Annotated in this window: 28 protein-coding genes and 1 other RNA gene; 25 read left to right on the top strand and 4 right to left on the bottom strand. The window is 36.9% G+C overall.

Annotated features, from left to right (window positions below; all coding sequences use genetic code 11):
• Window positions 1-187 precede the first annotated feature (187 nt).
• Both uvrA and ACM40_RS18570 read left to right on the top strand, forming a co-directional pair.
• A complete protein-coding gene (gene uvrA, locus ACM40_RS18580) occupies window positions 188-3019 on the top strand; it encodes an excinuclease ABC subunit UvrA (RefSeq protein WP_048504277.1) in 2832 nt (943 codons plus the stop codon).
• 266 nt (window positions 3020-3285) lie between these two features.
• Entirely contained in the window at window positions 3286-3693 is a 408-nt protein-coding gene (locus ACM40_RS18570) for a hypothetical protein (protein WP_048504275.1), read from the top strand.
• A gap of 156 nt (window positions 3694-3849) precedes the next feature.
• On the opposite strand, the gene ACM40_RS18565 is transcribed toward ACM40_RS18570, so the two are convergent.
• Window positions 3850-4329: a hypothetical protein gene (locus tag ACM40_RS18565; RefSeq protein WP_048504274.1), complete on the bottom strand. Its 480-nt coding sequence runs from the start codon at window positions 4327-4329 to the stop codon at window positions 3850-3852.
• Window positions 4330-4526: 197 nt separating this feature from the next.
• Between ACM40_RS18565 and ACM40_RS18560 the strand changes: the two genes are divergently transcribed.
• The 4 genes from ACM40_RS18560 (at window position 4527) to ACM40_RS18545 (ending at window position 6216) form a co-directional block, all read left to right on the top strand.
• Complete coding sequence (locus ACM40_RS18560; RefSeq protein ID WP_048504273.1) at window positions 4527-4661, top strand: bacteriocin-like protein; 135 nt, start codon at window positions 4527-4529, stop codon at window positions 4659-4661.
• A gap of 150 nt (window positions 4662-4811) precedes the next feature.
• On the top strand, window positions 4812-5324 hold the full coding sequence (locus ACM40_RS18555; RefSeq protein ID WP_048504272.1) for a DUF421 domain-containing protein: 513 nt from the start codon (window positions 4812-4814) through the stop codon (window positions 5322-5324).
• Between the two features lie 7 nt (window positions 5325-5331).
• The gene (locus ACM40_RS18550; RefSeq protein WP_048504271.1) at window positions 5332-5826 is read left to right on the top strand and encodes a GNAT family N-acetyltransferase; all 495 of its coding nucleotides are present in this window, start codon (window positions 5332-5334) and stop codon (window positions 5824-5826) included.
• 156 nt (window positions 5827-5982) lie between these two features.
• Entirely contained in the window at window positions 5983-6216 is a 234-nt protein-coding gene (locus ACM40_RS18545; RefSeq protein ID WP_048504516.1) for a hypothetical protein, read from the top strand.
• 45 nt (window positions 6217-6261) lie between these two features.
• On the opposite strand, the gene ACM40_RS18540 is transcribed toward ACM40_RS18545, so the two are convergent.
• A complete protein-coding gene (locus ACM40_RS18540) occupies window positions 6262-6576 on the bottom strand; it encodes a DUF4286 family protein (RefSeq protein ID WP_040994917.1) in 315 nt (104 codons plus the stop codon).
• Window positions 6577-6724: 148 nt separating this feature from the next.
• On the opposite strand from ACM40_RS18540, the gene gyrA reads away from it, so the two are divergent.
• From gyrA to ACM40_RS18505, 7 genes are all read left to right on the top strand, one after another.
• Window positions 6725-9310, top strand: a complete 2586-nt coding sequence (gene gyrA, locus ACM40_RS18535; RefSeq protein WP_048504270.1) for a DNA gyrase subunit A — start codon at window positions 6725-6727, stop codon at window positions 9308-9310.
• A 28-nt stretch (window positions 9311-9338) separates the two neighbouring features.
• Complete coding sequence (locus tag ACM40_RS18530) at window positions 9339-10367, top strand: tetratricopeptide repeat protein (protein ID WP_048504269.1); 1029 nt, start codon at window positions 9339-9341, stop codon at window positions 10365-10367.
• A gap of 158 nt (window positions 10368-10525) precedes the next feature.
• Window positions 10526-11362, top strand: a complete 837-nt coding sequence (locus ACM40_RS18525) for a 1,4-dihydroxy-2-naphthoyl-CoA synthase (RefSeq protein WP_040994924.1) — start codon at window positions 10526-10528, stop codon at window positions 11360-11362.
• Window positions 11363-11435: 73 nt separating this feature from the next.
• Window positions 11436-12365, top strand: coding sequence for a 1,4-dihydroxy-2-naphthoate octaprenyltransferase (gene menA / locus ACM40_RS18520; protein WP_048504268.1), 930 nt, complete (start codon window positions 11436-11438; stop codon window positions 12363-12365).
• A 12-nt stretch (window positions 12366-12377) separates the two neighbouring features.
• Window positions 12378-12824, top strand: coding sequence for an SRPBCC family protein (locus tag ACM40_RS18515; RefSeq protein ID WP_048504267.1), 447 nt, complete (start codon window positions 12378-12380; stop codon window positions 12822-12824).
• The gene (locus ACM40_RS18510; protein ID WP_048504266.1) at window positions 12824-13111 is read left to right on the top strand and encodes a hypothetical protein; all 288 of its coding nucleotides are present in this window, start codon (window positions 12824-12826) and stop codon (window positions 13109-13111) included. Before ACM40_RS18515 ends, ACM40_RS18510 begins: the two co-directional genes overlap by 1 nt.
• 18 nt (window positions 13112-13129) lie before the next feature.
• Window positions 13130-13816 carry a metal-dependent hydrolase gene (locus tag ACM40_RS18505; protein ID WP_048504265.1) on the top strand — a complete coding sequence of 229 codons (687 nt, stop codon included), beginning with the start codon at window positions 13130-13132 and terminating at the stop codon, window positions 13814-13816.
• A 103-nt stretch (window positions 13817-13919) separates the two neighbouring features.
• Here the strand turns inward: ACM40_RS18505 and ffs are convergent.
• An RNA gene (gene ffs, locus ACM40_RS20335) (signal recognition particle sRNA small type) lies at window positions 13920-14017 on the bottom strand.
• Window positions 14018-14147: 130 nt separating this feature from the next.
• Between ffs and ACM40_RS18495 the strand changes: the two genes are divergently transcribed.
• The 12 genes from ACM40_RS18495 (at window position 14148) to ACM40_RS18440 (ending at window position 24373) form a co-directional block, all read left to right on the top strand.
• Window positions 14148-14747 (top strand): DUF4199 domain-containing protein, encoded by a 600-nt coding sequence (locus ACM40_RS18495; RefSeq protein ID WP_048504263.1) that lies wholly within the window; start codon window positions 14148-14150, stop codon window positions 14745-14747.
• A 16-nt stretch (window positions 14748-14763) separates the two neighbouring features.
• Window positions 14764-15714 carry a glycosyltransferase family 2 protein gene (locus ACM40_RS18490; RefSeq protein ID WP_048504262.1) on the top strand — a complete coding sequence of 317 codons (951 nt, stop codon included), beginning with the start codon at window positions 14764-14766 and terminating at the stop codon, window positions 15712-15714.
• A gap of 7 nt (window positions 15715-15721) precedes the next feature.
• Window positions 15722-16108, top strand: coding sequence for a hypothetical protein (locus ACM40_RS18485; RefSeq protein ID WP_131705390.1), 387 nt, complete (start codon window positions 15722-15724; stop codon window positions 16106-16108).
• 22 nt (window positions 16109-16130) lie between these two features.
• Window positions 16131-16862 carry a DUF3667 domain-containing protein gene (locus tag ACM40_RS18480; protein WP_048504260.1) on the top strand — a complete coding sequence of 244 codons (732 nt, stop codon included), beginning with the start codon at window positions 16131-16133 and terminating at the stop codon, window positions 16860-16862.
• A 6-nt stretch (window positions 16863-16868) separates the two neighbouring features.
• A complete protein-coding gene (locus tag ACM40_RS18475) occupies window positions 16869-17570 on the top strand; it encodes a GIN domain-containing protein (protein WP_048504259.1) in 702 nt (233 codons plus the stop codon).
• A gap of 59 nt (window positions 17571-17629) precedes the next feature.
• Window positions 17630-17986, top strand: a complete 357-nt coding sequence (locus ACM40_RS18470) for a four helix bundle protein (protein ID WP_048504258.1) — start codon at window positions 17630-17632, stop codon at window positions 17984-17986.
• 281 nt (window positions 17987-18267) lie between these two features.
• Window positions 18268-19983 (top strand): phospho-sugar mutase, encoded by a 1716-nt coding sequence (locus tag ACM40_RS18465; RefSeq protein WP_048504515.1) that lies wholly within the window; start codon window positions 18268-18270, stop codon window positions 19981-19983.
• Window positions 19984-20100: 117 nt separating this feature from the next.
• On the top strand, window positions 20101-21354 hold the full coding sequence (locus ACM40_RS18460) for a pyridoxal phosphate-dependent aminotransferase (RefSeq protein ID WP_048504257.1): 1254 nt from the start codon (window positions 20101-20103) through the stop codon (window positions 21352-21354).
• Window positions 21355-21554: 200 nt separating this feature from the next.
• Window positions 21555-22277 carry a 3-deoxy-manno-octulosonate cytidylyltransferase gene (kdsB, locus tag ACM40_RS18455; RefSeq protein ID WP_048504256.1) on the top strand — a complete coding sequence of 241 codons (723 nt, stop codon included), beginning with the start codon at window positions 21555-21557 and terminating at the stop codon, window positions 22275-22277.
• A gap of 106 nt (window positions 22278-22383) precedes the next feature.
• Window positions 22384-23046, top strand: a complete 663-nt coding sequence (locus ACM40_RS18450) for a hypothetical protein (RefSeq protein ID WP_048504255.1) — start codon at window positions 22384-22386, stop codon at window positions 23044-23046.
• Between the two features lie 69 nt (window positions 23047-23115).
• Window positions 23116-23691: a glutathione peroxidase gene (locus ACM40_RS18445; RefSeq protein ID WP_048504254.1), complete on the top strand. Its 576-nt coding sequence runs from the start codon at window positions 23116-23118 to the stop codon at window positions 23689-23691.
• A 166-nt stretch (window positions 23692-23857) separates the two neighbouring features.
• On the top strand, window positions 23858-24373 hold the full coding sequence (locus ACM40_RS18440) for a VOC family protein (RefSeq protein WP_316932881.1): 516 nt from the start codon (window positions 23858-23860) through the stop codon (window positions 24371-24373).
• Between the two features lie 17 nt (window positions 24374-24390).
• Here the strand turns inward: ACM40_RS18440 and ACM40_RS18435 are convergent, their stop codons facing one another.
• On the bottom strand, window positions 24391-25047 hold the full coding sequence (locus tag ACM40_RS18435; RefSeq protein WP_048504513.1) for an NAD(P)H-binding protein: 657 nt from the start codon (window positions 25045-25047) through the stop codon (window positions 24391-24393).
• Window positions 25048-25081: the final 34 nt, after the last annotated feature.

The raw sequence follows: 25081 nt of genomic DNA, 5'->3' as shown, positions 1-25081 counted from the left end.
GGCCGGTACAATGTATCGGTTTTTTTTATCTCAAAAAATGCAGTACGAGCAATGCCATACTGAACGAAGTCGAAGGATAGAAAATTTAACTAAAATTAAACCTGAATAAAAATTTTCCGGTCCCTACAATTCCATAAAATTCCGTAATTTTGCACATTGTGATTTTCAGGCAGAATCATACTGAATTATGAGTAAATCAACAGAATATATAGAAGTTTACGGAGCACGTGAACACAACCTTAAAAATATTAATGTCAAGATCCCTCGCAACGAGTTGGTGGTCATTACCGGCCTTTCCGGAAGTGGAAAATCATCTCTGGCCTTTGACACCATCTTTGCAGAAGGACAGCGTCGTTATATTGAAACATTCTCTGCTTATGCACGGCAGTTTTTGGGCGGCCTGGAGCGTCCTGATGTGGATAAGATAGAAGGACTTTCTCCTGTAATTGCAATAGAGCAGAAAACCACCAATAAAAACCCAAGATCCACTGTAGGAACTGTTACGGAGCTCTATGACTTTCTTCGTTTGCTGTTTGCCAGGGTTTCTGATGCATACTCTCTTTCTACAGGGAAGAGGCTGGTAAGCTATACGGAAGATCAGATTCTGGAAACCATCAAGGAAAACTACAAGAGAGAAAAGATAATGCTTCTTGCTCCTGTCGTACGTTCCAGAAAAGGACATTATCACGAGCTTTTTGTACAGATGGCAAAGAAGGGCTACGGTCAGGCCCGAATTGATGGTGAGCTGCAGGATATAGAATACGATCTGAAGCTGGACCGTTACAAAACCCATGATATTGATATTGTGATCGATCGCTGGATCATTGGAGAAAACGCCTCCGAAGCCAGAATGGAGAAATCCTTACGTACTGCAATGGAAATGGGCGAAGGCATCATCGGAATTCAGAAGCTGGGAGATACTCAAATAGAATATTTCTCCAAAAACCTGATGGATGCAGAAACCGGACACTCGCTTGCTCTTCCGGAACCCAATACATTCTCTTTCAACTCTCCGAAAGGAAGCTGCCCGGAATGTAAAGGATTGGGAACGATTAAGAAAATCAACACCGACTATTTCATCGATAATCCTAAACTGTCTATTAACCAGGGTGGATTGCTGCCGCTGGAAGATATCAAATCCAATAAGTGGATACTGTCCCAGATCAAAAATATTCTTGAGATCTTTGGATTGGGGATGGCTACGCCCATGCAGGATATCCCTGAAGAAGCATTGGATTATATTTACAACGGGTGTCACAAAGAATTTAATAAAGACCTGAAATATGCAGGGATTACCAAAAAAATAAAAATAAGCTTCGATGGTCTGATTGCCTTTATGGAAGAAATCATCGATGAAAGAGAATCTTACGAGGCAGTGCTTCTGGAGAGACATTTTACCACTGAAGAAACTTGCCCGGAATGTGGAGGGACACGTCTTCAGCAGGCAAGTTTAAGTTTTAAAATAGACGGAAAGAATATTGCTGAGATCAATGCTCTTAGTTTATCTGACTTGAAAGAGTGGTTATCAGACGTTAAGGATAAATTTTCAGAAAAACATAAAATCATAGCCCACGAAATCTTAAAAGAAATTGAAACAAGGCTTCAGTTCCTTCTGGATGTAGGCTTGGATTACCTGAGTTTAAGCAGAAGCTCAAAAACCCTTTCCGGCGGTGAATCCCAAAGGATACGTCTTGCCACACAGATCGGGTCACAGCTTGTTAATGTTTTGTATATCCTGGACGAACCGAGTATCGGACTTCACCAGAGAGATAACGAAAGGCTGATCAACTCCCTGAAAAATCTTAGGGATATCGGAAATTCCGTCCTTGTTGTAGAGCATGATAAAGATATGATCCTGGAAGCTGATGAGGTTCTGGATATTGGTCCTAGAGCCGGTAAATTCGGTGGGGAAATACTCTGGCAGGGAAAACCTAAAGACCTTTTAAAGGCAGACACTATTACGGCACAGTACATTAATGGAGAAAGAAAAATAGAAGTCCCTTCGAAAAGGAGGGCTGGGAATGGTAAAAACATCCTGTTGAAAGGTGCTACAGGAAACAACCTTAAAAATGTTACCCTTGATATCCCATTAGGAAAACTGGTTGTGGTAACCGGAATTTCAGGAAGTGGAAAGTCTTCCCTGATTAACGGAACTTTGTATCCGATCCTTAATAAACACTTTTACAGAGCAGTTCAGGAACCTCTTCCGTATAAAAAGATTGAAGGCCTCGAGAATATTGATAAAATTGTAGATGTAGATCAGACACCGATCGGAAGAACACCCCGATCTAACCCTGCCACCTACACAGGAATGTTTACAGATATCAGAAACCTTTTTGCAGAACTTCCGGAAAGTAAGATCCGTGGTTATAAGCCGGGAAGATTTTCTTTCAACGTAAAAGGAGGAAGATGTGAAACCTGTCAGGGAGGAGGATTGAAAGTCATTGAAATGAATTTCCTTCCCGACGTATACGTACATTGCGAAACCTGCAACGGAAAACGTTTCAATAGAGAAACACTCGAAGTACGTTACAAAGGAAAATCGATCTCCGATGTGCTGGATATGACCATTGATGAAGCCGTAGAATTTTTCCAACCCATACCTAAAATCTTTGCTAAAGTAAAAACCCTGCAGGATGTAGGATTAGGCTATATCACGCTTGGACAACAATCTACAACATTATCAGGCGGAGAGGCACAGCGTATCAAGCTGGCAACAGAACTTTCAAAAAGACAGACCGGAAATACACTGTATATCTTAGATGAGCCGACAACCGGGCTTCACTTTGAAGATGTAAAAATCCTGATGGAGGCCATCAATCAGTTGGTAGAGCTAGGAAACTCATTTATCATCATTGAGCACAATATGGATGTGATTAAACTGGCAGATCATATCATTGATGTTGGCCCTGAAGGCGGAAAACATGGTGGGCAGATTGTTGCACAGGGAACTCCTGAAGAGATTGTAAAGTCTAAGAAAAGTTTAACAGGAAAATTCCTGAAACGTGAATTGGAATAAGAGCTTATAAAGACATTAACTTAAAAGATAAAAGAATTTGCAATGCAGATTCTTTTTTTTAACCCAAAATCAATTAATAATAAGGTTAAAATAAGATTAATTTACTCTTTCAATATTAATTTTTCAACTTTATTTAAATTTATCTATCTGATAATCAAATTATTAGATTTTAATGTTAATTTAATGTTAACTCAATGTGAATTTAACATGAATTATTTCATAACTTTGGTAAAGGAGATATACATAATATTTAAAACCAAAGAGTTATGAAAAATAAAGTTCAAATATTAATCGCTTCATTTTTAGTTTGTGGATTCATAGCTGTAAATAATACGGCTAAAGCACAGATATCAGATCATAATACCATTGAGGAAATTCAGTTGAGTAAGAATAAAGAAACCTTTAATGATATAAGGAATAAATTGATGGAGAACTTTGACCTTACCAATTCTGATTACAAACAAGGAACAGTAAACTCAGTCGTAAAATTTGATATTTCAAAAAATGGCAAAATAGTAAATGTTCATTCTAATGGCGACTGCAAAGTTGTAAGCAAAGAAATTGAAAATGTTTTAAGCGAACTTGATTATAGAGTAGACCGTAAACAATTAAACGATAATTTGGTTTCTTACACTTATGAAATGCCCGTAACAGTTGAAATACATAACCGATAATATTCATACAATATCTTTTATCTTAAAATATTGATATGTATTAACGCTGTAAATAAAATACGCAGTTTTTGAGAAAAGGAGGCTGCTGTAAATTGAATAATAAAGCCTTGGTTTAAATTTGATAACTTTTATTAAAATTAAACCAAGGCTTAGTATTTACAAAGAAGATATGTATACCTCTATTTTTGTCCCGTCATAATTGAATGTTCCATCTTCATTAGGCTTGCCTAAAACCCACTTCATGTCTGCCGGAACCGACCATGCCGTTCCCAGTGAGAAACCATTTACAGATCTGATTTCTGAACAGTTTCCTGTAGTGATAGCAGAGTGAAACCATGTTTTATCCCTTAACCTGTAGAAGCCAACAGCTTTTCCCTTAGGGATCACCGAGTAACCGTTCCATTTGTCTCCCGCAGAATAATTGAATTTATTAAGCCATCCCTGAGCTCTATATTGAACAAGTTCATCCGGAGATATAGCGGCCCCTCGCAAGTAAAGGGCATACGCCACCACATCATGACATACTCCTTTGTTGTAATTGCTGATATCATCCTGGCCGGAAAGAAGACCATTAGAGATTAATGATTTCTTTGCCGGATCTAATTGCCCCGTGTGGGCTCCTTTTGGTGTGATCATTTCAATATTATTTTATTGTTTTGGTGTATTTAAAGATACATAATATATTATAAACAATATTTCACCATAAAGACATATGATACGGAAGTATTTTTTAAAATTTCTTGTAATTCCTGTAAATAATGAAAATTTTATGTATAAACTATAATAAATGTTCAGGAAAAACGTTCTATATTTATCAAACAAATTAAAACAATATGAAAAATTTAAAGAAGCTTAACAAAGAAGAATTAAAGGCAGTGTACGGAGGATCTCCTAAAATTTATTGTGTATTCTGTGAGAGACTCAATAAAACAGTATGCAGCGAAGCTCAGATTTCTCAATGTCCTTAAAAAAATAACCGCTTTTAACAGGCGGTTTTTTATTGCTTTGTACTTTTAAAGCAGGAATTATTCTTAAAATTTCCGGAATTTCTTTTTAAGCTAAAAATAAATGGAGCATCGATCGTAAAATTTTATACATTTGATTATAAAACATGATCTGTGAACCCTATTCTTGATGTTGTCGTACGTTCCCTGTGCGTTTACCTTTTTATGGTAATTGCTATCCGTCTTTTTGGTAAAAATCAGCTTTCCCAACTCAATGCGGGAGATGTAGTATTGCTTCTGCTTATTTCCAACGCAGTTCAGAATGCGATGGTAGGACAGAATACCTCGCTTCAGGGCGGACTTATCGCTGCACTTGTTCTGTTTGCCGCCAATTTTATCCTGAAAAGGCTGATGTTTTCCAACCGTAAATTTGAAACATTTATGGAAGAAGATCCTGTCATTCTGATCAGGGACGGAAGAGTAGACCAGACTGCGCTGAACAGGGTGAAGATTACCCGGGATGAGTTGGAAGAAGCCATTAGGGAACATGGAGTAGAGAAAATAAAAGATGTAAAGCTTTCCATCCTTGAAGTAGATGGAAATATTAGCGTTATTTCAGAAGATGAAACTGAAAAACAAACCCATTATACAAGAATCAAAAGAAAAAATAAAAGAAAATACCATTAAATAAAGTATGAATTACGAATTAAGAGAAATGCTTCCCAGTGATGAAAAAAAAGTGCTGGAAATTTATAAACAGGGCTTGGAAGGAGGAATATCCACTTTTGAAACAGAAGTGCCTACCGCCGAAGCATGGAATATGGATTATTTCAACGACTGCCGCTGGGTTCTGGAAAACGAAAACAATGAAATAGTAGGATGGTGCGCTTTGAAGCCGGTAAGCAAAAGGGAATGTTATAAAGGAGTTGCTGAAGTAAGCATCTATTTTGACAATAGATACCAGGGGAAAGGCTTAGGATCAGTCCTGTTGAAAAAGATGATCCTTGATAGCGAAAGCCATGGTTTCTGGACCCTTCAGGCCAGTATCTTTCCCGAAAATGAAGCGTCGATAAAATTTCACCAGAAAAATGGGTTCAGAACCGTAGGAGTCAGAAAGAAAATTGGAAAACTTAACGGCCAGTGGAAAGATGTTATCCTGTTTGAAAAGCGAAGTGAAATTGTAGGTTAAGTAATAGATATTCTTTAAATTAGAAACCAATACTTTAGGGAATCTCTGAATTCAAAAGCTTTTTAAGCCTTCTGGCTCTCCAATATAAAAATTCTCAAAACCTACTTTGGCATTAACCTTGTTATTGCCATATTGAAATTTGAAAAAGTGGAAAATATGAAAGGTTTAATTAAAATTGTGGGGGTAATAACCGTTATGTTAATGATGACTTCATGTGTGGTGCATGATCATCACGCAAGAAGGCTCCCGCCGGGACAGGCTAAAAAAGTATATGGTGGAAGCGCAAGGTACTACGCACCCGGACAGGTTAAAAAAAGAGTGTATTATTATGATTATGACAACAGAGGTCACCATCATAAAAACAAAGGACACAAACATCACAGAGATTGAGAAAAATAAAAAAAGCCCTGATTTTTCAGGGCTTTTGATTTGTATTTAAAATCTCGATTTTTTAGGATTCAGGAACGTATTGAAAATCATGACATCAGTTCCGAACTTCTTTTCAACCCTTTCTGAAATATTCAGCATTTCACTTTTAATAAAATCATCCCTGAGATCATCATTATCAAACATCAGGAGAAGATTGTAATTCTTACCTTCATCAATATAATCACTGTGCACTTCAGAAAGAATATATTTGTTGACGTCCATCAGGTTTTCTGCCATCAGAACCAGTGTTTCGTCGATATAATTTTCCCATTCTTCAATATTGTTTTTTGTGCAGTGGAAAGTTATACTCAATAAGCTCATATTTTATGAATTTTTAAGATTTTTTGGATAAATTCTACCACAAAAATCGGTAAAAATTTCGTAAATTAGCCCGTTAATAAAAAATGGAAATAAATAATTTTCAGACGCACAGCTAAAGGTCTGACTGTCATTATAATAAAATTTGTTTATGCAAAAAGAAGGAGAAAGACTGATTCCTATCAACATTGTTGATGAAATGAAATCGTCTTATATCGATTATTCGATGTCGGTGATCGTTTCAAGAGCGTTACCGGACGTAAGAGACGGCCTGAAACCCGTTCATAGAAGAGTACTTTATGGTATGTACGGATTAGGGGTTTTCTCTAATCGAAAATATTTAAAATCTGCAAGAATCGTTGGGGATGTTTTGGGTAAATACCACCCGCATGGAGACTCCTCAGTATATGATGCGATGGTAAGAATGGCTCAGGAATGGAGCTTACGTTATCCTCAGGTGGACGGACAGGGTAACTTCGGTTCAATGGACGGCGATCCGCCTGCAGCCATGCGTTACACCGAGGCAAGACTTAAAAAAATCTCTGATGAGGTTCTTTCCGACCTCGATAAAGAAACCGTTGATTTTCAGAATAACTTTGACGACAGTTTACAGGAACCTACCGTACTTCCTACCAAAGTTCCGAACCTTCTGGTAAACGGTACTTCCGGGATTGCAGTGGGTATGGCCACCAATATGGCACCACACAACCTTTCAGAATCTATTGATGCGATCTGTGCTTATATTGATAACAGAGAAATCACCATCGATGAGCTGATGCACCACATTACTGCTCCGGATTTCCCTACAGGAGGGATCATTTATGGATATGACGGTGTAAGGGATGCTTTCCACACAGGAAGAGGAAGAGTAGTACTGAGAGCAAAAGTGAATTTCGAGGAAATCGGAAACAGAAATGCCATCATCGTTACTGAAGTTCCTTACCAGGTGAACAAGGCCGACATGATCGCCAGAACAGCTGAGCTTGTTAAAGACGATAAGATTGTAGGAATTCATGAGATCAGAGACGAGTCGGACAGAAACGGTCTGCGTGTCGTTTATGAACTGAAAAATGATGCTATTCCTAATGTGGTCTTAAACTTACTCTATAAATATACAGCTCTTCAGACTTCTTTCAGTGTTAATAACATTGCATTGGTGAAAGGAAGACCGGAACAGCTGAATTTGAAGGATATCATTCACCATTTCGTAGAGCACAGACACGAAGTAATTGTCAGAAGAACTCAATACGAGCTTAAGAAAGCGAAAGAAAGAGCTCACATCCTTGAAGGTTTCATGAAAGTAATCGGAACTCAGGATGCTCTGGATAGAGCTATTTCTATTATCCGTCACAGTGCCAATCCTCAGGCTGCAAAAGAAGGCTTGATCGAAGCATTTGAACTTTCCGAAATCCAGGCTCAGGCTATTCTTGATCTTAGATTAGCGCGTCTTACAGGAATGGAGCTTGATAAGATCCGTGACGAATATGATGCCATCATGAAAGAAATCATGAACTTGGAAGATATTTTGGCCAACGAGCCGAGAAGATTCGAGATCATCAAAGAAGAATTGCTTGAAATCAAAGAAAAATATGGTGACGAAAGAAGAACTGCCATCGACTATTCAGGAGGAGAAATGTCTATCGAGGATATCATTCCGAATGAATCAGTGGTTCTTACAATTTCACACGCAGGATATGTGAAGAGAACTTCACTTTCCGAATACAAAATTCAGAGCAGAGGTGGTGTAGGAAACAGGGCAGCGACTACAAGGGACGAAGACTTCCTTGAATACATTGTTTCTGCGACCAATCACCAATACATGCTGTTCTTTACGGAAAAAGGAAGATGTTATTGGTTAAGAGTATTCGAAATTCCTGAAGGTTCAAAAACATCCAAAGGAAGAGCAGTACAAAATCTGATCAATATTGAGCAGGATGACAAGATTAAAGCTTACATCAGAACCAATAACCTGAAAGATGCCGAATACGTCAACCAGATGAGCGTAGTGATGGTGACCAAGAATGGAACCATCAAGAAAACATCTCTTGAAGCTTACTCAAGACCAAGGGTGAATGGAGTTAATGCCATCGAAATCAGAGATAATGACCAGTTATTGGGTGCATACCTTACTAACGGAACTTCTCAGATTATGATCGCGACCAAAAACGGTAAATGTATCCGTTTCCCTGAAGAAAAAGTAAGAGAGGTAGGTAGAGGATCCATCGGGGTGCGTGGTATTACCATGGATGATAACGACGAGGCAATTGGTATGATTGTTGTGAATGATGTAGAAAAAGAAACAGTTCTTGTCGTTTCCGAAAAAGGATATGGTAAGAGAACCGCTGTAGAAGACTACAGAATTACCAACAGAGGAGGAAAAGGAGTGATCACCCTGAACATTACCGAAAAAACAGGAAATCTGATTGCTATTCAGAATGTGACAGACGAAGACGGATTGATGATCATCAATAAGTCCGGTGTTGCCATTAGAATGAATATGGATGAAATGAGAGTAATGGGAAGAAATACCCAAGGGGTAAAAATGATCAACCTTAAGAAAAATGACGAAATTGCAGCCATTGCAAAAGTAGAAATGGATAAAGAGGTAGCAGATGATTCTGAAGAAAATGAAGAAGGTACAGGAATCGTAACTGATAACCAGGAAAACAGTACACAGCCAGAAGCTGAAAAAGAAAACACGGCTGATGAAAATGAGAATTCTGATTCTGAAGAATAAAAAGTACAATTAATATAATATAGTTATTATGAAGAAACTCATTTTAGGTATAGCAATCGTAGCTTCTGCTTTCGTTTTCGGTCAGAAGAGTGATGTGAATGCCAAACTGCAGGAAGCGAACAAAGCAGCAATGGATGCATATAATGCAAAAAACTATACCGTTGCCGCGCCTAAGTTTTTAGAAGTTTATAACTTATTAAAAACAAATGGCCAGGATGATAAGATATACATGTATTATGCAGGATTGAGCTATGCTTTGGCAAATAACAGCGAAGAATCCATCAAAATATACACGGATCTTATCAATTCAGGTTTCACGGGTGTTCAGACAACGTATACGGCTAAAGAGAAAAAATCCGGTCAGGTAGTAAATTTAGATAAAGCTACTTGGGATCTTATGAAAAAGAATTCTGATTATTCAGACTTCAAAACAGAACAGACACCAAGTGTGGAACCGGAACTCTATGAAACATTAACGACTTTGCTTCTGAATGCGAAGAAACCTAATGAAGCATTGGCGATCATTGAAAAAGGATTGGCAAAATATCCAAATAATGCTAAACTTAAAGATGCTCAGGGAACCGCTTATTTCGAATCAGGAAATACTGAAAAATTCATAGGAACTCTTAAGGAACAGCTTACTAAAAATCCTAACGATGCTACCAACTGGTATAATCTTGGAGTAATGCAGTCTAAAAATCCCGCTACCGTAGAAGATGCAGTAGCTTCATTCAAAAAAGCAATTGAAATCAAGCCGGATTTTGATAATGCTTATCAGAACCTTGTGTATACAATAGTTGGCGACGATTCTAAAATCGTAGACCAGATCAATGCCACAAGAAAAGACAAGCCGGATGAAGCAACCAAACTGATTGATGCAAGAAGAGAAAGATTTGCCAAAGCACTTCCATATGCTGAAGGATGGTACAAAGCTGCCCCTGAAAATCTTGATGCCCTTACTGCATTGAAAGAGATTTATGTGGTAACAAAAAATACGGATAAACTTAAAGATCTGAAAGCTAAGGAAACTGAGCTTAAAGCAAAAGCTGCAAAGTAATAATTTCTTAGTTGAATATAAATAAAACCGGGGCAGAAATGTTCCGGTTTTATTGTTTTTTTAATCTAAAACACAACGCTGTTTTTTACCTTCATTATCCTTAAATTTCACCTTAAAAATTCTCTGCAATTCCGTATCTTTGAGAAAAATTTTACAAGATGATTGAGTGGAAAACCGCCAAAGAATACGAAGATATCACCTATAAAAAATGTAACGGGGTGGCAAGAATTGCTTTCAACAGACCGGAAGTGAGAAATGCCTTCAGACCCAAAACCACTTCAGAACTTTATGATGCTTTTTATGACGCTTATGAAGATTCCTCAATAGGAGTTGTTCTGCTTTCAGGAGAAGGGCCAAGCGCTAAAGACGGAGGTTGGGCTTTCTGCAGTGGAGGAGACCAGAAAGCAAGAGGTCATCAGGGATATGTAGGTGAAGACGGAAGACACCGCCTTAATATTCTTGAAGTGCAGCGCCTGATCCGTTTTATGCCGAAAGTAGTCATTGCCGTTGTTCCAGGATGGGCTGTTGGTGGCGGACATTCGCTACATGTGGTTTGCGATCTTACTTTAGCGAGTAAAGAGCATGCTATTTTTAAACAGACTGATGCTGATGTTACAAGCTTTGACGGGGGATACGGATCTGCATATCTTGCTAAAATGGTAGGCCAGAAAAAAGCCCGTGAAATATTCTTCTTAGGAAGAAACTATTCTGCTCAGGAAGCTTTGGATATGGGAATGGTGAATGCTGTGATTCCCCATGCAGAATTAGAAGACACCGCTTACGAATGGGCTCAGGAAATATTGGCAAAATCCCCGACTTCCATCAGAATGCTGAAATTTGCCATGAACCTTACAGATGACGGAATGGTTGGCCAGCAGGTATTTGCAGGCGAAGCAACCCGTTTGGCGTATATGACGGAAGAAGCTCAGGAAGGAAGAAATGCATTTCTGGAAAAAAGAAAGCCGGACTTCGGAGAAAATCAGTGGATATCTTAAAAATATAAATGATCATTAATAGATGATAATTGATATTATCATCTATTAATGATCACTTATCAATTATAAATTTATGTCAGATTGGATAAAAGCCGCAAGGCTAAGAACTTTACCGCTTTCCCTAAGCGGGATTATTATGGGAGCCTTCATTGCAAAATGGAGACTTTATGGAGAAGGTGGAATATGGGACTGGAAAATTTTTGCTCTGGCACTTCTGGTAACCCTTCTGTACCAGATTTTATCAAACTATGCCAATGACTATGGGGATGGCGTAAAAGGGACAGATGCCAAAAGGATCAATGAAGCAGAATCCAGGGCAGTAGCTTCAGGAAAAATTACGGCAAAACAAATGAAAAATGCAGTAATCATTTTCTCTCTACTGTCATTTATTGCTACAATTGGCTTATTGTATGTTGCTTTCATTCCGGATTATATGAATGAATTTTATATTTTCATAGGACTGGGTGTGGCTTGTATTTTAGCAGCAATTGGTTATACAGTTGGAAAAAAACCTTATGGATATATGGGGTTGGGTGATCTTTTTGTATTTATCTTTTTCGGTTTGGTTTCGGTTTGCGGAAGTTATTTCCTGTTCACCAAAACATTCAGCTGGGATATGCTGCTGCCAGGAACAGCGGTAGGAATGATGAGTATGGCAGTTCTCAATCTTAACAATATGAGAGACATAGAAAGCGACAGACTGTCCGGAAAAAACAGCTTTGCTCTAAGGATTGGTTTCAAAAATGCAATGATTTACGAAATGATCCTTTTACAGCTTCCCTTGATCTTAATTCTTATATTTTTAGGGTTAAATGGTTTTATACAGTCTCAAAATTATTATGTTTTCATCGTAATGATCTTACTGATTCCATTTTCTAAGCTCAGAAGAAAAATCATGTCAGTAAAAGAACCTAAAGACTTGGATCCATTCTTAAAACAGGTGGGTATCCTTACCTTTACAATGGCAGTTCTTACCGCCATAGGTCTTAATTTCTTTAAATAAATTATCACGATTATGAGTTCAGATATTTATGTTCAAGCTCAGATGCTTATCAGAAAACCGGTTGAAGAAGTCTTTGAGGCATTCATCAATCCTGAAGTGACTACGAATTTCTGGTTTACAAAATCTACCGGAAAATTAGAGAAGGGTAAAACCATTACGTGGGAGTGGGAAATGTACAACGTAAAATCTGAAGTTCAGGTGCATGAGGTCGTTCTAAACCAGCTGATAAAAACAGAATGGGGGAATCCTGCAGTGAACGTGGACTACGAATTTAAAAAAATGGAAAAAGGAACTCTTGTTGTTATTAAAAGCTACGGATTCAGCCAGACGGGTGATGACCTTTTAAAAATAATTAATGACAATACAGGCGGTTTTACAACAGTTTTAGACGGTTGTAAGGCTTATCTTGAGCATGGAATCAAACTGAATTTAATTGAAGATAAATTTCCTGCAGAATAATGAATATAGCTTTAAAAATAACTTCTTGTTTATCAATTATTTTAGCTTTATTTCTTACTTATAATTTAATTAATGAATTACAAGATACTATGTCGCTTTCTGAATTTAGTCTCTTACCTCTTTTAATTTTTATCGTTGTTATTGCAAATGCAGTTTGGGCTTTACTTTTACTAACTGGAAAGAAAAAATTAAAAAGAGAATTTTTAATCCTTCAAATCTTTATTATTATACCAGTAAGCTTATTGTTGTATCAGATTCTTTTCAACTCAACAATTTCATGTACTTAATAAAAAATAAATTAAAAAATGAAAATACAATTTTTAGGACAAAACTGTTTTTTGTTTACTTACAAAGACAAAACAATTTTAAGTGATCCTTTTTACAATTACAAAAAAGCAGAATCCGGCTTTGATATAGCGGCTCAGAAAATAGATTATATCTTACTTACCCACGCCCATGGCGATCATATTGCCGATGTGGAAGAAGTATTACAGCATCATCCAGAAGCAGTAGTCATTGGTGTTCCTGAGGTTTGCAGATATTTCAAAACAGCCAAAAATAAAAACGATGTGAACTTAGGAGGATCGGCAAAAATCGACGATCTTAAAATTTCCATGGTACCGGCTCACCACACAAGTTCGTTCCCGGATGGAAGCTATGGGGGTGTTCCTGTGGGCTATATTTTCAGGCTGCCTGAAGGTAAGAACATTTATATGGCTGGAGATACGGGTGTGATGGCTGACATGGAGCTGTTCCCAAGACTTTACGGGAATATTGACCTGTCTATCCTGCCAATCGGAAGCCATTATACGATGGGTCCTGGAAACGCATCTTTTGCAGCAGCAGAATTATTGAAAACTCCAAAAGTAATCGGATGCCACTTTGATACATTTCCTGCCATTGAGATCAACCATGAAAGTGCATTAAAGAATTTTGCAGATAAAAATGTAGAACTTGTCCTTCCAAAACCGGGAGAGGAGTTTGAATTTTAAACAATGATGAAAGGTAATTTGAAAATTAGAATGGAAATGCTGAAAAGTATAGAAACAAAAAAAGATAATTTTCCAATTACCTTACTTCAACTTAAACCAAAAAAAATGGCAAGCTACCTAAATCACACCGCTACGACCAATTACCTTTGCTGTGTTCCCACCCTGGAGGATTCTCAGGAGCTGGTTGTTTAGGACTTGCCGTTGCAAAGGTAGGAATATTTTATAAACTTCAAAACATAATTAGAGAAAATTAGTCGAAAAAATGCAGTAATAAAGCTAAACAGCTGGAATTTAGGGCAATAATTTTTCGGTTTTTTCTAAAAAATTAAACATGACGAAAAGTCCATCAACATTAGGAATTATACTTTTTATAGCTACAATGATCATCTTTTTTGTAGCCTATTACTTTTTCTCGGGAATTAATTACTTTGATACCTCTTTGAAAATCAATGCTTTTATTCTTCCGGTTCTTTATGCAGGAGCAGCATTCTGGTCCGTGAAATCTTTCTGGAACAAAAACAGGGTGGTCACTTTTAAAGATGCATTTTCAAGAGCCTTCATTCCGATGTTCATCGGGGGAATTCTTTCCATCTTCAGTATCTATGCTTTCCTTAATTTCGTAGATACGGATGCAAAAAAATTGCTGAACTACCAGTATGTACAGAGACAGAAAACGGAACTGGACACTGAATATCAGTCTGCAAGAAAGATTTTGAAACATCAGAAAGATATCGATGAATTAGACAAAAAATACAAAGAAAGGCTGCCAAGCTTTTCTCCTGAAGCCATTAAAGGGAAAGATATGCTTACCGCCAGTCATTTTTCAGGATATTTTGCAGCAATTCTTATATTTTACGTAGTTTTGTCAGTGTTTTTTGGAGCATTTTTCAGAACAAGAACAGTGTATCAGGAAACAGAAAATCAAGAATAATTTTTATTAAAATTAAATGAATTTATCTATAGTTATTCCGTTATTAAACGAAGAAGACTCTTTGGAACAGCTTTTTTCAAGGATTGACAATGTTTGTTATTCCAATAATCTGTCCTATGAAATCTGGTTTGTAGATGACGGAAGTACAGACCTGTCGTGGAGCATCATCGAAAATATGAAGGTTCAGCACCCTCAGATCCACGCCATCAAATTTTCCAGAAACTATGGTAAGTCACAAGCTCTTCATGCCGCTTTCGAAAGGACAAAAGGGGACGTAGTAATTACCATGGATGCTGATTTACAGGATTTTCCGGAAGAAATTCCAGAACTTTATAAAATGGTCACTGAAGATAATTACGATATCGTTTCAGGCTGGAAAAAGAAACGTTTTGACAACGTAATGACGAAAAATGTTCCGTCCAAACTCTTCAATGCAGCCGCAAGAAAAGTTTCAGGCGTTTACCTTCATGATTTCAACTGTGGCCTTAAAGCTTATAAAAAGCAGGTGGTGAAATCCATCGATGTGTATGGGGATATGCACCGTTATATTCCTGTTTTGGCAGCCAATGCAGGATTCAGAAGAATTACCGAAAAAGAAGTGCAGCACCAGGCAAGACCATACGGAACTTCAAAATTCGGGACCGAAAGATTTATCAGAGGTTTCCTGGATCTGGTAACGCTTTGGTTTGTCAGCAGATTCGGAGGAAGGCCTATGCATTTCTTCGGGGCTGTGGGAACAGTCATGTTTATTGTAGGATTTCTTTCTGCACTTTGGCTGGGAATTTCAAAACTGATTGACGTTGCAAGAGGAATTTATGGACATCTGATTACGAACAATCCGTGGTTTTATATTGCCCTTACGATGATGATTATGGGAACCCTGCTCTTTATAGCCGGTTTCTTGGGAGAAATGATCATCAGAACAAATAGAGAGCATAAAAATTATAATATTGATGATGTGATTTAATGAATTTATGCTTAGAATTAAATCTTTAAAATTATCATTAATTCCATTTGTAATTTTATTTTTATCTTCTTGTAAATCAAGAAGTATAGTGGGAGAATGGGAATTTGTTGAAGTTTACGAAGGAGTTGTAATTCATAATATTGATACCTTAAAAACTAAAGAGAATAGCTCTAAAAAAGGAACAGGAATTTTGACTTTTTATGATGATCAAACTTTTACATCTATTGATCTTAAAGGAGGATATCAAAAAGAGAGAAATTTATTAAAATTAAAATATATAACTGATAAGGATACTGTTTTAATGAAAATTTCTTATTTGAATAGAAATTATTTGTTATTATCGTCAATATCAGAAAAACCGAATACTTGGTTTTATAGGAAAATAAAGAATTAAATATGATGCATTAATTTGAAAAATGAATAAAAAAAGTTGTTTGAACTGTGGTCGTTCAATCTCCGATGAGTTTTGTGCTCATTGCGGACAGAAAGCGGACACAGCAAGAATAACTCCACATTCTTTGGTTAAACATGATATTCTCGGATCGATTTGGCATGTTGAAGCTAAATTTTTTCGTACTTTAAAAAATATTTCATTCAGACCGGGAGAAACGGCGATGGATTATATTTCAGGAAAAAGAATCAGGTACAACAATTTTATATCGTTGTTACTGATTCTTTTTGGTTTTAATGTTTTAGGCTATCATTTTTACGAAAAATTTTCACCCGCAGAAATTCTTTCGGATGACGTTCTGAATATGAAAAATTTTTTCTCCAAATATTCCAAAACTATTTTATTTGTTATTATTCCGATGCTCGCAATCAATGCTTATTTTTTATTTAAAAGAATAAATTTGAATATTGCAGAGCATTTTATCATCGGAACAGTAAGTCTTTTAGGAATTTTAATCTTATTTTTGTTGGACGATATCGTGAGTCTGATCGGTTTATGGAAACCTGTTTCAAGGATTTTCGATCTCATCGATAAAATTATATTCGGTCTTTCTGTTCTCTTCCCGGCAATTACGTATTGGAATGCTTTTAAAAAATCGTACTCAAAACCAGGTTTACTGTGGCGGGTATTGGTTCTTTATGTTTTGATGGGAGTGGAAAGTACAGTCATAAGTTTGATTTTATATACAATATTTTAAATTAAAATGAAAAATACACTCTATACGTTATTATTATTGTCTGTTGTATCCTGCGGAAAAGTTTCTCCCAAAGGAAATATTGAAAGGAAGGATGTGGATGTTTCAGAATTCGTGAACCTGAATCTGGAAGGTAAATTTCGTGTTTTTTATGCCAGAGGAGCCAAGAATTTCGTAGAAATTGAAACCTATCCGAATGTAGCTGATAACCTGGATGTGGACGTTGATGACAAAACCCTTTTCATCAAAGAAAAAAGAGGCACAAAAGGAGTGGATTTCTATAATGTAACGATTTATTCAAAATATAATCTGGAAAAAGTTACCGTTGCAGATTCTGTAGAAATGAATATTTCGAGCGAAATTAAGACCGATAATTTTAGGCTTAATTTAAAAAATTATGCTACTTTTATGGGGTCAGTGAACACGAGAAGAGCAGAAGTAGAGATGCAGAACAGAAGCCGGGCCAATTTTTTGGGACAAACCAAAAATGCAGTAATAAAAATCTCTGATACAGCAAGCCTTATCGCACCTTACTGGAAAATAGAAAACCTGAATATTGATTCTAAAAATGGGAATTATGCAGAAGTGAATGTAAAAGATTCTTTAAAAGGAAATATACAGAACACCGCAAAATTTGTCTATTATAATAATCCTATTCGGGCCTTTAAAATTGATAAGACAACAAGGGTTGAGAATAAAAAACTGGAATGATAAGAAGATGGGAGATGGAAGAAGGAAGATGGGAGTTATCACAAGAAAAAAACAAATAGATGAGTTTTAAATTTGAGAAATTGATTATATGGCAAAAATCTATGGATTTTGGAGAGGCTATTTTTAAATTGTCTCAAAGCTTTCCGAAAGATGAAGCTTTTAATCTGACTTCTCAGATAAGAAGGGCATCAGATTCTGTCGGGCTTAATATTTCGGAAGGAAGTATTTTACAGTCAAAGCCAGAGTTTAAAAAATTTCTTGGATATGCAATTCGCTCTCTGGCTGAAACGGTAACCTGTCTTTACAAGGCAAAAAACCGGAATTATATTCCAGAAGAAGAATTTAAGATAATGTATAATGAAAGCTATATTTTAATGAATCAGATGATTGCTTTTAGAAATCAGCTAAAGGATTAAGATTTAAAATGATAGATATTATCATCAATAAAAATAGTAAGTGGAAATTTGATATGAAGACAAAATCTCTTCCATCTTCAAGCCTCCAGCTTCCAGATTGAATAGACAGAATAATAAAACAAAGAAGGAACCTTGAATTCAGGGACAAAGATTTCTCCTATCTTCAGGCTTCCAGCTTCCAGACAAAAAATAAACAATAATAAAACAAAAGCAGAAATTTTGAATTGGGACATAAAATTTTCCATCTTCAAACCTTCAGGCTTCCAAACTTAAATACAAATATGACAACATTAGAAAAAGCTAAACTTTGGTTAGGTGATACATTCGATAAAGAAACAAAAGATGCTGTACAGCTGCTAATCGACAGCAATTCTCCGGATCTGGAAGATTCTTTTTACAGAGAACTCGAATTCGGAACAGGAGGAATGAGAGGTATCATGGGAGTAGGAACCAACCGCTTAAACAAATATACATTAGGCCAGGCTACACAGGGATTGGCAAATTATATGCTTGAGCAGTTCAAGGGAGAAGAAATCAAGGTGGCCATTGCTTACGATGTACGCCATAACTCAAAAGAATTCGGAAAACTGGTAGCTGATGTTTTAACAGCCAACGGAATTAAAGTGCTTCTTTTTAAAGACCACAGGCCGACTCCGGAACTTTCTTTCACGGTAAGAGACAAAAAATGTAACGGAGGAATTGTACTTACAGCCTCTCACAACCCGCCGGAATATAACGGTTATAAAGTATACTGGAACGATGGGGCACAGATTGTTCCGCCACATGATGAAGCGATTATCAATGAAGTATATTCCGTAAAATTTGAAGAAATAAAATTCAATGGTAATGATGACCTGATCGAATGGATTGGGGAAGAGCAGGACGATGTGTATATCGATGCCTGTATTGAAAATTCAACCTATCAGAACGTAGGAAAAGAAAATTTGAATATTGTTTTCACCTCGATCCACGGGACCACTTATACTACCGTTCCGAAAGCTTTGGAAAAAGCAGGATTCAAAAAAGTGGATCTGGTCAAAGAGCAGATGATCCCAAGCGGCAATTTTACTACGGTAGAATCTCCAAACCCGGAAGAGCCGGCAGCATTGGAAATGGCTATGGATCTGGCAAGAATTACTAACGCAGACATTGTGATCGGTACAGATCCCGATGGGGACAGACTGGGGATTGCCGTAAGAAACCTTGATGGTGAAATGCAGCTTCTGAATGGAAACCAAACCAATACGATCCTTACCTACTACATTTTGAATGAGTGGAGAAAGCAGGGAAAAATCACCGGGAAAGAGTTTATCGGCTCTACGATTGTAACTTCAGATATCTTCTTTGATATTGCCCAAAAATTCGGCGTTGACTGTAAAGTTGGGTTAACAGGCTTCAAATGGATCGGGAAAATGATCCGTGATTTTGAAGGAAAAGAAAAATTCGTTTGCGGTGGTGAAGAAAGTTTCGGTTTTATGACCGGGGATTTTGTGCGCGATAAAGATTCTTGCGGAAGTATCCTTCTGGCATGTGAAATTGCTGCATGGTGTAAAGCTAACGGAAGAACAATGTACCAGTACCTGATTGAGATCTACCAGGATCTTGGAATGTATTATGAAGGATTGGTCAATATCGTAAGAAAAGGCAAAGAAGGTGCTGAAGAAATTCAGAATATGATGAAAAACTTCCGTGAAAACCCGCCAAAAGAGCTGGCCGGATCCTCAGTGGAAGAAGTGAAGGATTTTAAAGAACAAACCAGCTTCTCTGTTTCAAAAAACGAAACAAAAGTAATGAACGACATTCCAAAATCGAATGTGCTGATTTATTATACCCAGGACGGCACCAAAGTATGTATAAGACCTTCCGGAACAGAACCGAAGATCAAGTTTTATATTTCTGTAAAAGATGCTGTTGTTTCTGAAGCAGATTTCAGGGATAAATTAAAATCTTTGGAAGCTAAAATAGAAGACGTAAGAAAAGATTTACAGTTGACATAAAAAAATAAGGGATTAGGATTTAGGAATTGGGAATTTGCACCCGAAATTAAGTCCTAAAACCTAAAACCTAAAACCTAATTCCTAATCCCATAAAAAATAAATTTAAATAAAAATAAAGTGAAAGTTTCAAAATTAGCGGCGAACCTGATTGGTTCCGAAATCGTAAAAATTGGTAATGAAGTAAATGATTTAAAAGCAAAAGGAGCGGAGATAGCCAATCTTACTATTGGTGACCTGAATTCTAATCTATATCCTATTCCAGCATTGCTGAAGGAAGAGATTCAGAAGGCATATCAGAATAATCTGACGAATTATCCGCCTGCAAACGGACTTTTATCTTTAAGAAATGAAGTTTCCAGAGACCTGAAAAACAGATGGAACCTGGATTATTCACCCAATGATATTTTAATTACTGCCGGATCAAGACCGTTGATTTATGCAGTGTATAAAACAATTGTTGACGAAGGTGATAAAGTAGTATATCCTACACCATCGTGGAACAACAATCACTATGCCTACCTTACTTCTGCAGAGGCAGTAGAAGTGAAAACAACCCCTGAAAACAATTTCCTTCCAACCGCTGATGACCTGAGACCTCATTTAGGAGGTGCCGTTCTTTTGGCACTGTGCTCACCGCTGAATCCTACAGGAACCATGTTTACAAAAGAACAGCTTTCGGATATCTGTGAACTGGTTCTTGAAGAAAACAGAAAAAGAGGAGCAGATGAAAAGCCTTTGTACCTGATGTATGACCAGATCTATTCTAACCTTACTTTTGGTGCAAAACATGTAGATCCGGTTTCTCTCTTCCCTGAATTGAAGGAATACACCATTTATATCGACGGAATTTCTAAATGCCTTGCCGCAACCGGTGTACGCGTAGGTTGGGGATTCGGTCCTTCTCATATTCTTGATAAAATGAAAGCCCTTTTAACGCACGTTGGAGCATGGGCACCTAAACCTGAACAGGAAGCTACTGCAAAATTCTTTGAAAATACAGAAAACGTAAATGTCTTCGTAGAAGATTTCAAAGGAAAGCTGGAAGAAAGTCTGAAAGTTCTTCACGGAGGAATCCAGGATTTGAAAGGAAAAGGATTAGCTGTAGAAAGCATCGAACCGATGGGAGCTCTGTATCTTACCATTAAATTAGACTATATCGGAAAAACTAAACCGGATGGTTCTGTTATTGAAAACTCCTCTGACCTGGTATTCTATCTGATTAATGATGCCGGAGTTGCCTTAGTACCATTTTCAGCTTTCGGGGAAGCAAAATCTGAGCCTTGGTTCCGTGCTTCCGTAGGTGGTTTGGCTGTTGATGAGATCAAAGTGATGCTTCCTAAATTGGAAAATGCACTGAACAATCTTAAATAGTTTTAATGTAAAAACAGCGTAATGGTTTACAAAATAAATCATTACACTATTACATGATAAAAATAAATGCTTCGGCTCCGCTCAGCATGACACGTTTTCACAAACAGTTACAGTTAGCAGTGTCACGCTGAGCGGAGTCGAAGCGTTTTTGAAAATAAGATATAATATAATCAAGTTGTATTAACTTTAATAATTTATCAATGAAAATCATAGCCGTCATTCCCGCACGTTACGAAGCCAGCCGTTTTCCGGCAAAGCTTATGCAGATGTTGGGTGAAAAAACAGTCATCATGACCACCTATCAGAATGTTGCAGAAACCGGGCTGTTCGATGAAGTATTTGTGGCTACGGATTCACCAATTATCTTTGATGAAATTGTAAAGAATGGTGGAAAAGCGGTTATGACCGGCCAGCATGAAACCGGTAGCGACCGTATTGCAGAGGCTGTGCAGAATATCGACTGTGATATTGTTATCAATGTCCAGGGTGACGAACCTTTCCTTAAACTAGAGCCTTTAAAGCAGCTTATTGAAGTTTTTAAAGAAGATGATAACCAGGAAATTTCGCTCGCTTCATTAAAGATAAAGCTAACGGAAAAAGAAGAAATTGAAAATCCGAATAATGTAAAGGTAATTACAGACAATAATGGATTTGCGCTTTATTTCAGCCGTTCTGTAATTCCTTTTCACAGAGAGGTTTCTTATGATGTGAGCTATTTTAAGCACATTGGAGTATATGCTTTCAGAAAACATGCACTGCTTCAGTTCTCCAAGCTGGAAATGAAGCCTCTTGAAATATCAGAAAAGATCGAATGTATCCGTTACCTGGAATACGGAATGAAGATCAAATTAATAGAAACCAATTTCATTGGAGTAGGGATCGATACCCCCGAAGATCTGGAGAAAGCAAGGAAATTGATTTAAGGAAGAAAAAGGAAGAAATAATATACTCTTAGCATTTTCCCAATTGTCTTTCACTTCTTTGTTTTTTCGCCCAATTCCCCTTATATTTGAAATATAAATAAGATTAATGAAGAAATTATTTTTAGTATTTGTGCTGATACTTTCACAATTGTCTTTCGCCCAAACAGCAAAAGAGATTATAGAAAAAAACATAGAACTGTCCGGAGGATTAATGAATTGGAAGCTCTTAAATTCAGTACTGCTGCAGGGAAAAGTGATCCTGGGAGTTAAAGATGAATATCCTATAAAAATTTTTCAGCAGCGTCCCAATCTTACTAAAACAGTGATCAGCATTAACGGTAAAGAAACAGCAATAGAAGGCTATGACGGGGTTAAAGGTTACGCAATGAACTATGCAGCCAACAAGCTTCAGGTATATCCTGAATATGTTCCTGAAAGCTTTGATAATGACTTTATCGACTGGGAAAACAAAGGTTTTGATGCCAAATATCTGGGAAAGGAAAAAGTAGGAGACATATATTGCCACAAAGTGGAGTTAACTAAAAATGTAAATAAAAATATTTATTATTTTGATGTTAAAACCTATATGCTTTTAAAAGAAGTTAAAAAGGACGAAACACTGACATATGCCGATTATAAGAAAGTAGGGAATCTTTCAATGCCTTTTAAGATTGAATCTTCAAGTACTAAAAAGGACGGAGACTTCGTGATGATCCTGAACAGAGTAGATGTAAATAAAGTTTTTCCTGCCAATACATTTAAATTCTAGGAGCATTCATAATGTATTGCATTTTTTGAAAAATAACTGTGGCAAAACTGCCCGCTAAAATTTATAGAAATGAAAAAGATTTTCTTATTGCTGCTTTCTTTTGTGGCATTTTTACAGAACTGTACCAATCAGAAAAGTGAAATTTCTCAAACTAAAACCAAAGAACTTATGGGTAAAACAATATATGATTTCAAAGTGGAAAGCCTTGACGGTAAGGAGATTAACTTTGCAGACTTTAAAGGAAAAAAAATCCTTATTGTAAACACGGCATCAGAGTGCGGATTTACGCCACAGTATGCAGATCTGGAAAAGGTGTATGAAGAATACAAAGATAAACTTGTCATTGTAGGTTTTCCTGCCAATAATTTTGGAGGTCAGGAACCGGGAACCAATACTGAAATTGGAGCATTCTGTCAGAAAAATTATGGAGTTACATTTCCTTTAGCAGCTAAAGTTTCTGTAAAAGGGGATGATACAGCTCCTATTTTTAAATATTTAACAGAAAAAGAACTCAACGGAGTAAAGAATACAACGATTCTTTGGAATTTCACCAAATTCCTGCTGGATGAAAACGGAAAACTGATTGATACTTTTGTAAGTACTACAAAACCTACGGATGAGGCTATTACAAAGTATTTGAAGTAAGATAAAGCATAAAATAACGCTTCGACTCCACTCAGCGTGACAGTCTAATACTATTTGTATTGTTCAAACTGTCACGCTGAGTGGAGTCGAAGCGTTATAAACAACCAATAATATGCTCAAAGTATTCCAAAAAAATATATTTTTATAAAAAAATAACATTTTACTCATGAAAAAATTAATTTTTACCCTTTGCATCCTTGCTTCTTTTATGTTGGGTTTTGCCTTTAAATCAGCAACAGAAAAGAATTCAGACGATTTAAAAAGAGTTACGGGAATCGGTGGAATTTTCTTTAAATGTAAAGATCCTAAAAAGATGAGAGATTGGTATAAAGATCATCTTGGACTTAATACCAATGAATATGGAGCGGTGTTTGAATGGTATCAGGGCTCGGACAATTCTAAAAAAGGATTTAGCCAGTGGAGTCCTTTCAGCGAAAAAACGAAATACTTTCAGCCTTCCGAAAAAGATTTCATGATCAACTACCGCGTACAGAATCTTGAAAAGCTCGTTGAACAGCTGAAAAAAGAAAACGTTACCATTGTTGATAAAATTGAAACTTACGAATACGGGAAATTTGTACACATCATGGATATGGAAGGCAATAAAATAGAGCTTTGGGAACCTAATGACATTGAATATGAAAAATTAGGAAACAGTATAGGGGCTAAAACTACAAAATAGAAGTACTTTCCCAGATTTTAATGATCAGTCTTTTCCGCAAAGCAGAAAATATTCCCCAGTTTAATACTGGAGTAGCCATTACTTTTTATTTTGGACGAATTGATCATGGCTTTAGCCAAAATATCTGTAGGTAAAGGTTTCTGACTTTCCAAAAGTCCCAGTTTGTTGGCAAATTTTATAACCCTGCTGCCCAGAACTTCCCCGGTTCTTTCAGAATCCTTTCTTTCAAGCATTCCGGGTTTAAAAATGGTGATTTTATTGAAATGGAGCTGCTTGACGGCTTCTTCCAGCTCACCTTTCATTTTCGAATAGAAAATTTTAGACTTCGGATTGGCTCCGTAAGCAGATACAAGAACATAATCTTCCACGTCATTTTCCTTGGCTGCTTTGGCAAACTCATATTGGTAATCGAAATCTACCTTTCTTTGGGCTTCTTTGCTTCCGGCGTCTTTCAGCGTAGTTCCAAGACATGAGAATGCAATGTCACCCTTTACTTTATCTTTCCATTCTTCAGGCTTTTCAAAATCAACCACATGAACCTTCAGCTTATCATCCTGGATATCCACAGGTTTTCTTACGAAGATATCAACTTCTTCAAACTCCTTATCGTTAAGCAGCTGCTTAACCAGATCTTTTCCTGTAGCGCCTGTTGCACCGATGACCAAAGCTTTCATAATAATTGTGATGGGTGATGATATTATTTCTTTC

It is taken from the genome of Chryseobacterium sp. BLS98, assembly GCF_001045445.1.
GTDB lineage: Bacteria > Bacteroidota > Bacteroidia > Flavobacteriales > Weeksellaceae > Chryseobacterium.
The sequence above is the reverse complement of the archived record's forward strand: the minus strand, read 5'-3'. Positions and strand labels throughout refer to the sequence as shown.

Excerpts from the sequence above, each read along its gene's own strand:
- ACM40_RS18510 (WP_048504266.1), top strand. The coding sequence starts at position 12,824 with ATGAATATAGCTTTAAAAATAACTTCTTGTTTATCAATTATTTTAGCT.
- ACM40_RS18450 (WP_048504255.1), top strand. The coding sequence starts at position 22,384 with ATGAAGAAATTATTTTTAGTATTTGTGCTGATACTTTCACAATTGTCT.
- ACM40_RS18475 (WP_048504259.1), top strand. The coding sequence starts at position 16,869 with ATGAAAAATACACTCTATACGTTATTATTATTGTCTGTTGTATCCTGC.
- ACM40_RS18490 (WP_048504262.1), top strand. The coding sequence starts at position 14,764 with ATGAATTTATCTATAGTTATTCCGTTATTAAACGAAGAAGACTCTTTG.
- ACM40_RS18435 (WP_048504513.1), bottom strand. The coding sequence starts at position 25,047 with ATGAAAGCTTTGGTCATCGGTGCAACAGGCGCTACAGGAAAAGATCTG.
- kdsB (WP_048504256.1), top strand. The coding sequence starts at position 21,555 with ATGAAAATCATAGCCGTCATTCCCGCACGTTACGAAGCCAGCCGTTTT.
- ACM40_RS18545 (WP_048504516.1), top strand. The coding sequence starts at position 5,983 with ATGAAAGGTTTAATTAAAATTGTGGGGGTAATAACCGTTATGTTAATG.
- ACM40_RS18480 (WP_048504260.1), top strand. The coding sequence starts at position 16,131 with ATGAATAAAAAAAGTTGTTTGAACTGTGGTCGTTCAATCTCCGATGAG.
- uvrA (WP_048504277.1), top strand. The coding sequence starts at position 188 with ATGAGTAAATCAACAGAATATATAGAAGTTTACGGAGCACGTGAACAC.
- ACM40_RS18495 (WP_048504263.1), top strand. The coding sequence starts at position 14,148 with ATGACGAAAAGTCCATCAACATTAGGAATTATACTTTTTATAGCTACA.
- ACM40_RS18570 (WP_048504275.1), top strand. The coding sequence starts at position 3,286 with ATGAAAAATAAAGTTCAAATATTAATCGCTTCATTTTTAGTTTGTGGA.
- ACM40_RS18465 (WP_048504515.1), top strand. The coding sequence starts at position 18,268 with ATGACAACATTAGAAAAAGCTAAACTTTGGTTAGGTGATACATTCGAT.
- ACM40_RS18565 (WP_048504274.1), bottom strand. The coding sequence starts at position 4,329 with ATGATCACACCAAAAGGAGCCCACACGGGGCAATTAGATCCGGCAAAG.
- ACM40_RS18445 (WP_048504254.1), top strand. The coding sequence starts at position 23,116 with ATGAAAAAGATTTTCTTATTGCTGCTTTCTTTTGTGGCATTTTTACAG.
- gyrA (WP_048504270.1), top strand. The coding sequence starts at position 6,725 with ATGCAAAAAGAAGGAGAAAGACTGATTCCTATCAACATTGTTGATGAA.
- ACM40_RS18530 (WP_048504269.1), top strand. The coding sequence starts at position 9,339 with ATGAAGAAACTCATTTTAGGTATAGCAATCGTAGCTTCTGCTTTCGTT.
- ACM40_RS18440 (WP_316932881.1), top strand. The coding sequence starts at position 23,858 with ATGAAAAAATTAATTTTTACCCTTTGCATCCTTGCTTCTTTTATGTTG.
- ACM40_RS18550 (WP_048504271.1), top strand. The coding sequence starts at position 5,332 with ATGAATTACGAATTAAGAGAAATGCTTCCCAGTGATGAAAAAAAAGTG.
- ACM40_RS18505 (WP_048504265.1), top strand. The coding sequence starts at position 13,130 with ATGAAAATACAATTTTTAGGACAAAACTGTTTTTTGTTTACTTACAAA.
- ACM40_RS18540 (WP_040994917.1), bottom strand. The coding sequence starts at position 6,576 with ATGAGCTTATTGAGTATAACTTTCCACTGCACAAAAAACAATATTGAA.
- menA (WP_048504268.1), top strand. The coding sequence starts at position 11,436 with ATGTCAGATTGGATAAAAGCCGCAAGGCTAAGAACTTTACCGCTTTCC.
- ACM40_RS18560 (WP_048504273.1), top strand. The coding sequence starts at position 4,527 with ATGAAAAATTTAAAGAAGCTTAACAAAGAAGAATTAAAGGCAGTGTAC.
- ACM40_RS18470 (WP_048504258.1), top strand. The coding sequence starts at position 17,630 with ATGAGTTTTAAATTTGAGAAATTGATTATATGGCAAAAATCTATGGAT.
- ACM40_RS18485 (WP_131705390.1), top strand. The coding sequence starts at position 15,722 with ATGCTTAGAATTAAATCTTTAAAATTATCATTAATTCCATTTGTAATT.
- ACM40_RS18515 (WP_048504267.1), top strand. The coding sequence starts at position 12,378 with ATGAGTTCAGATATTTATGTTCAAGCTCAGATGCTTATCAGAAAACCG.
- ACM40_RS18525 (WP_040994924.1), top strand. The coding sequence starts at position 10,526 with ATGATTGAGTGGAAAACCGCCAAAGAATACGAAGATATCACCTATAAA.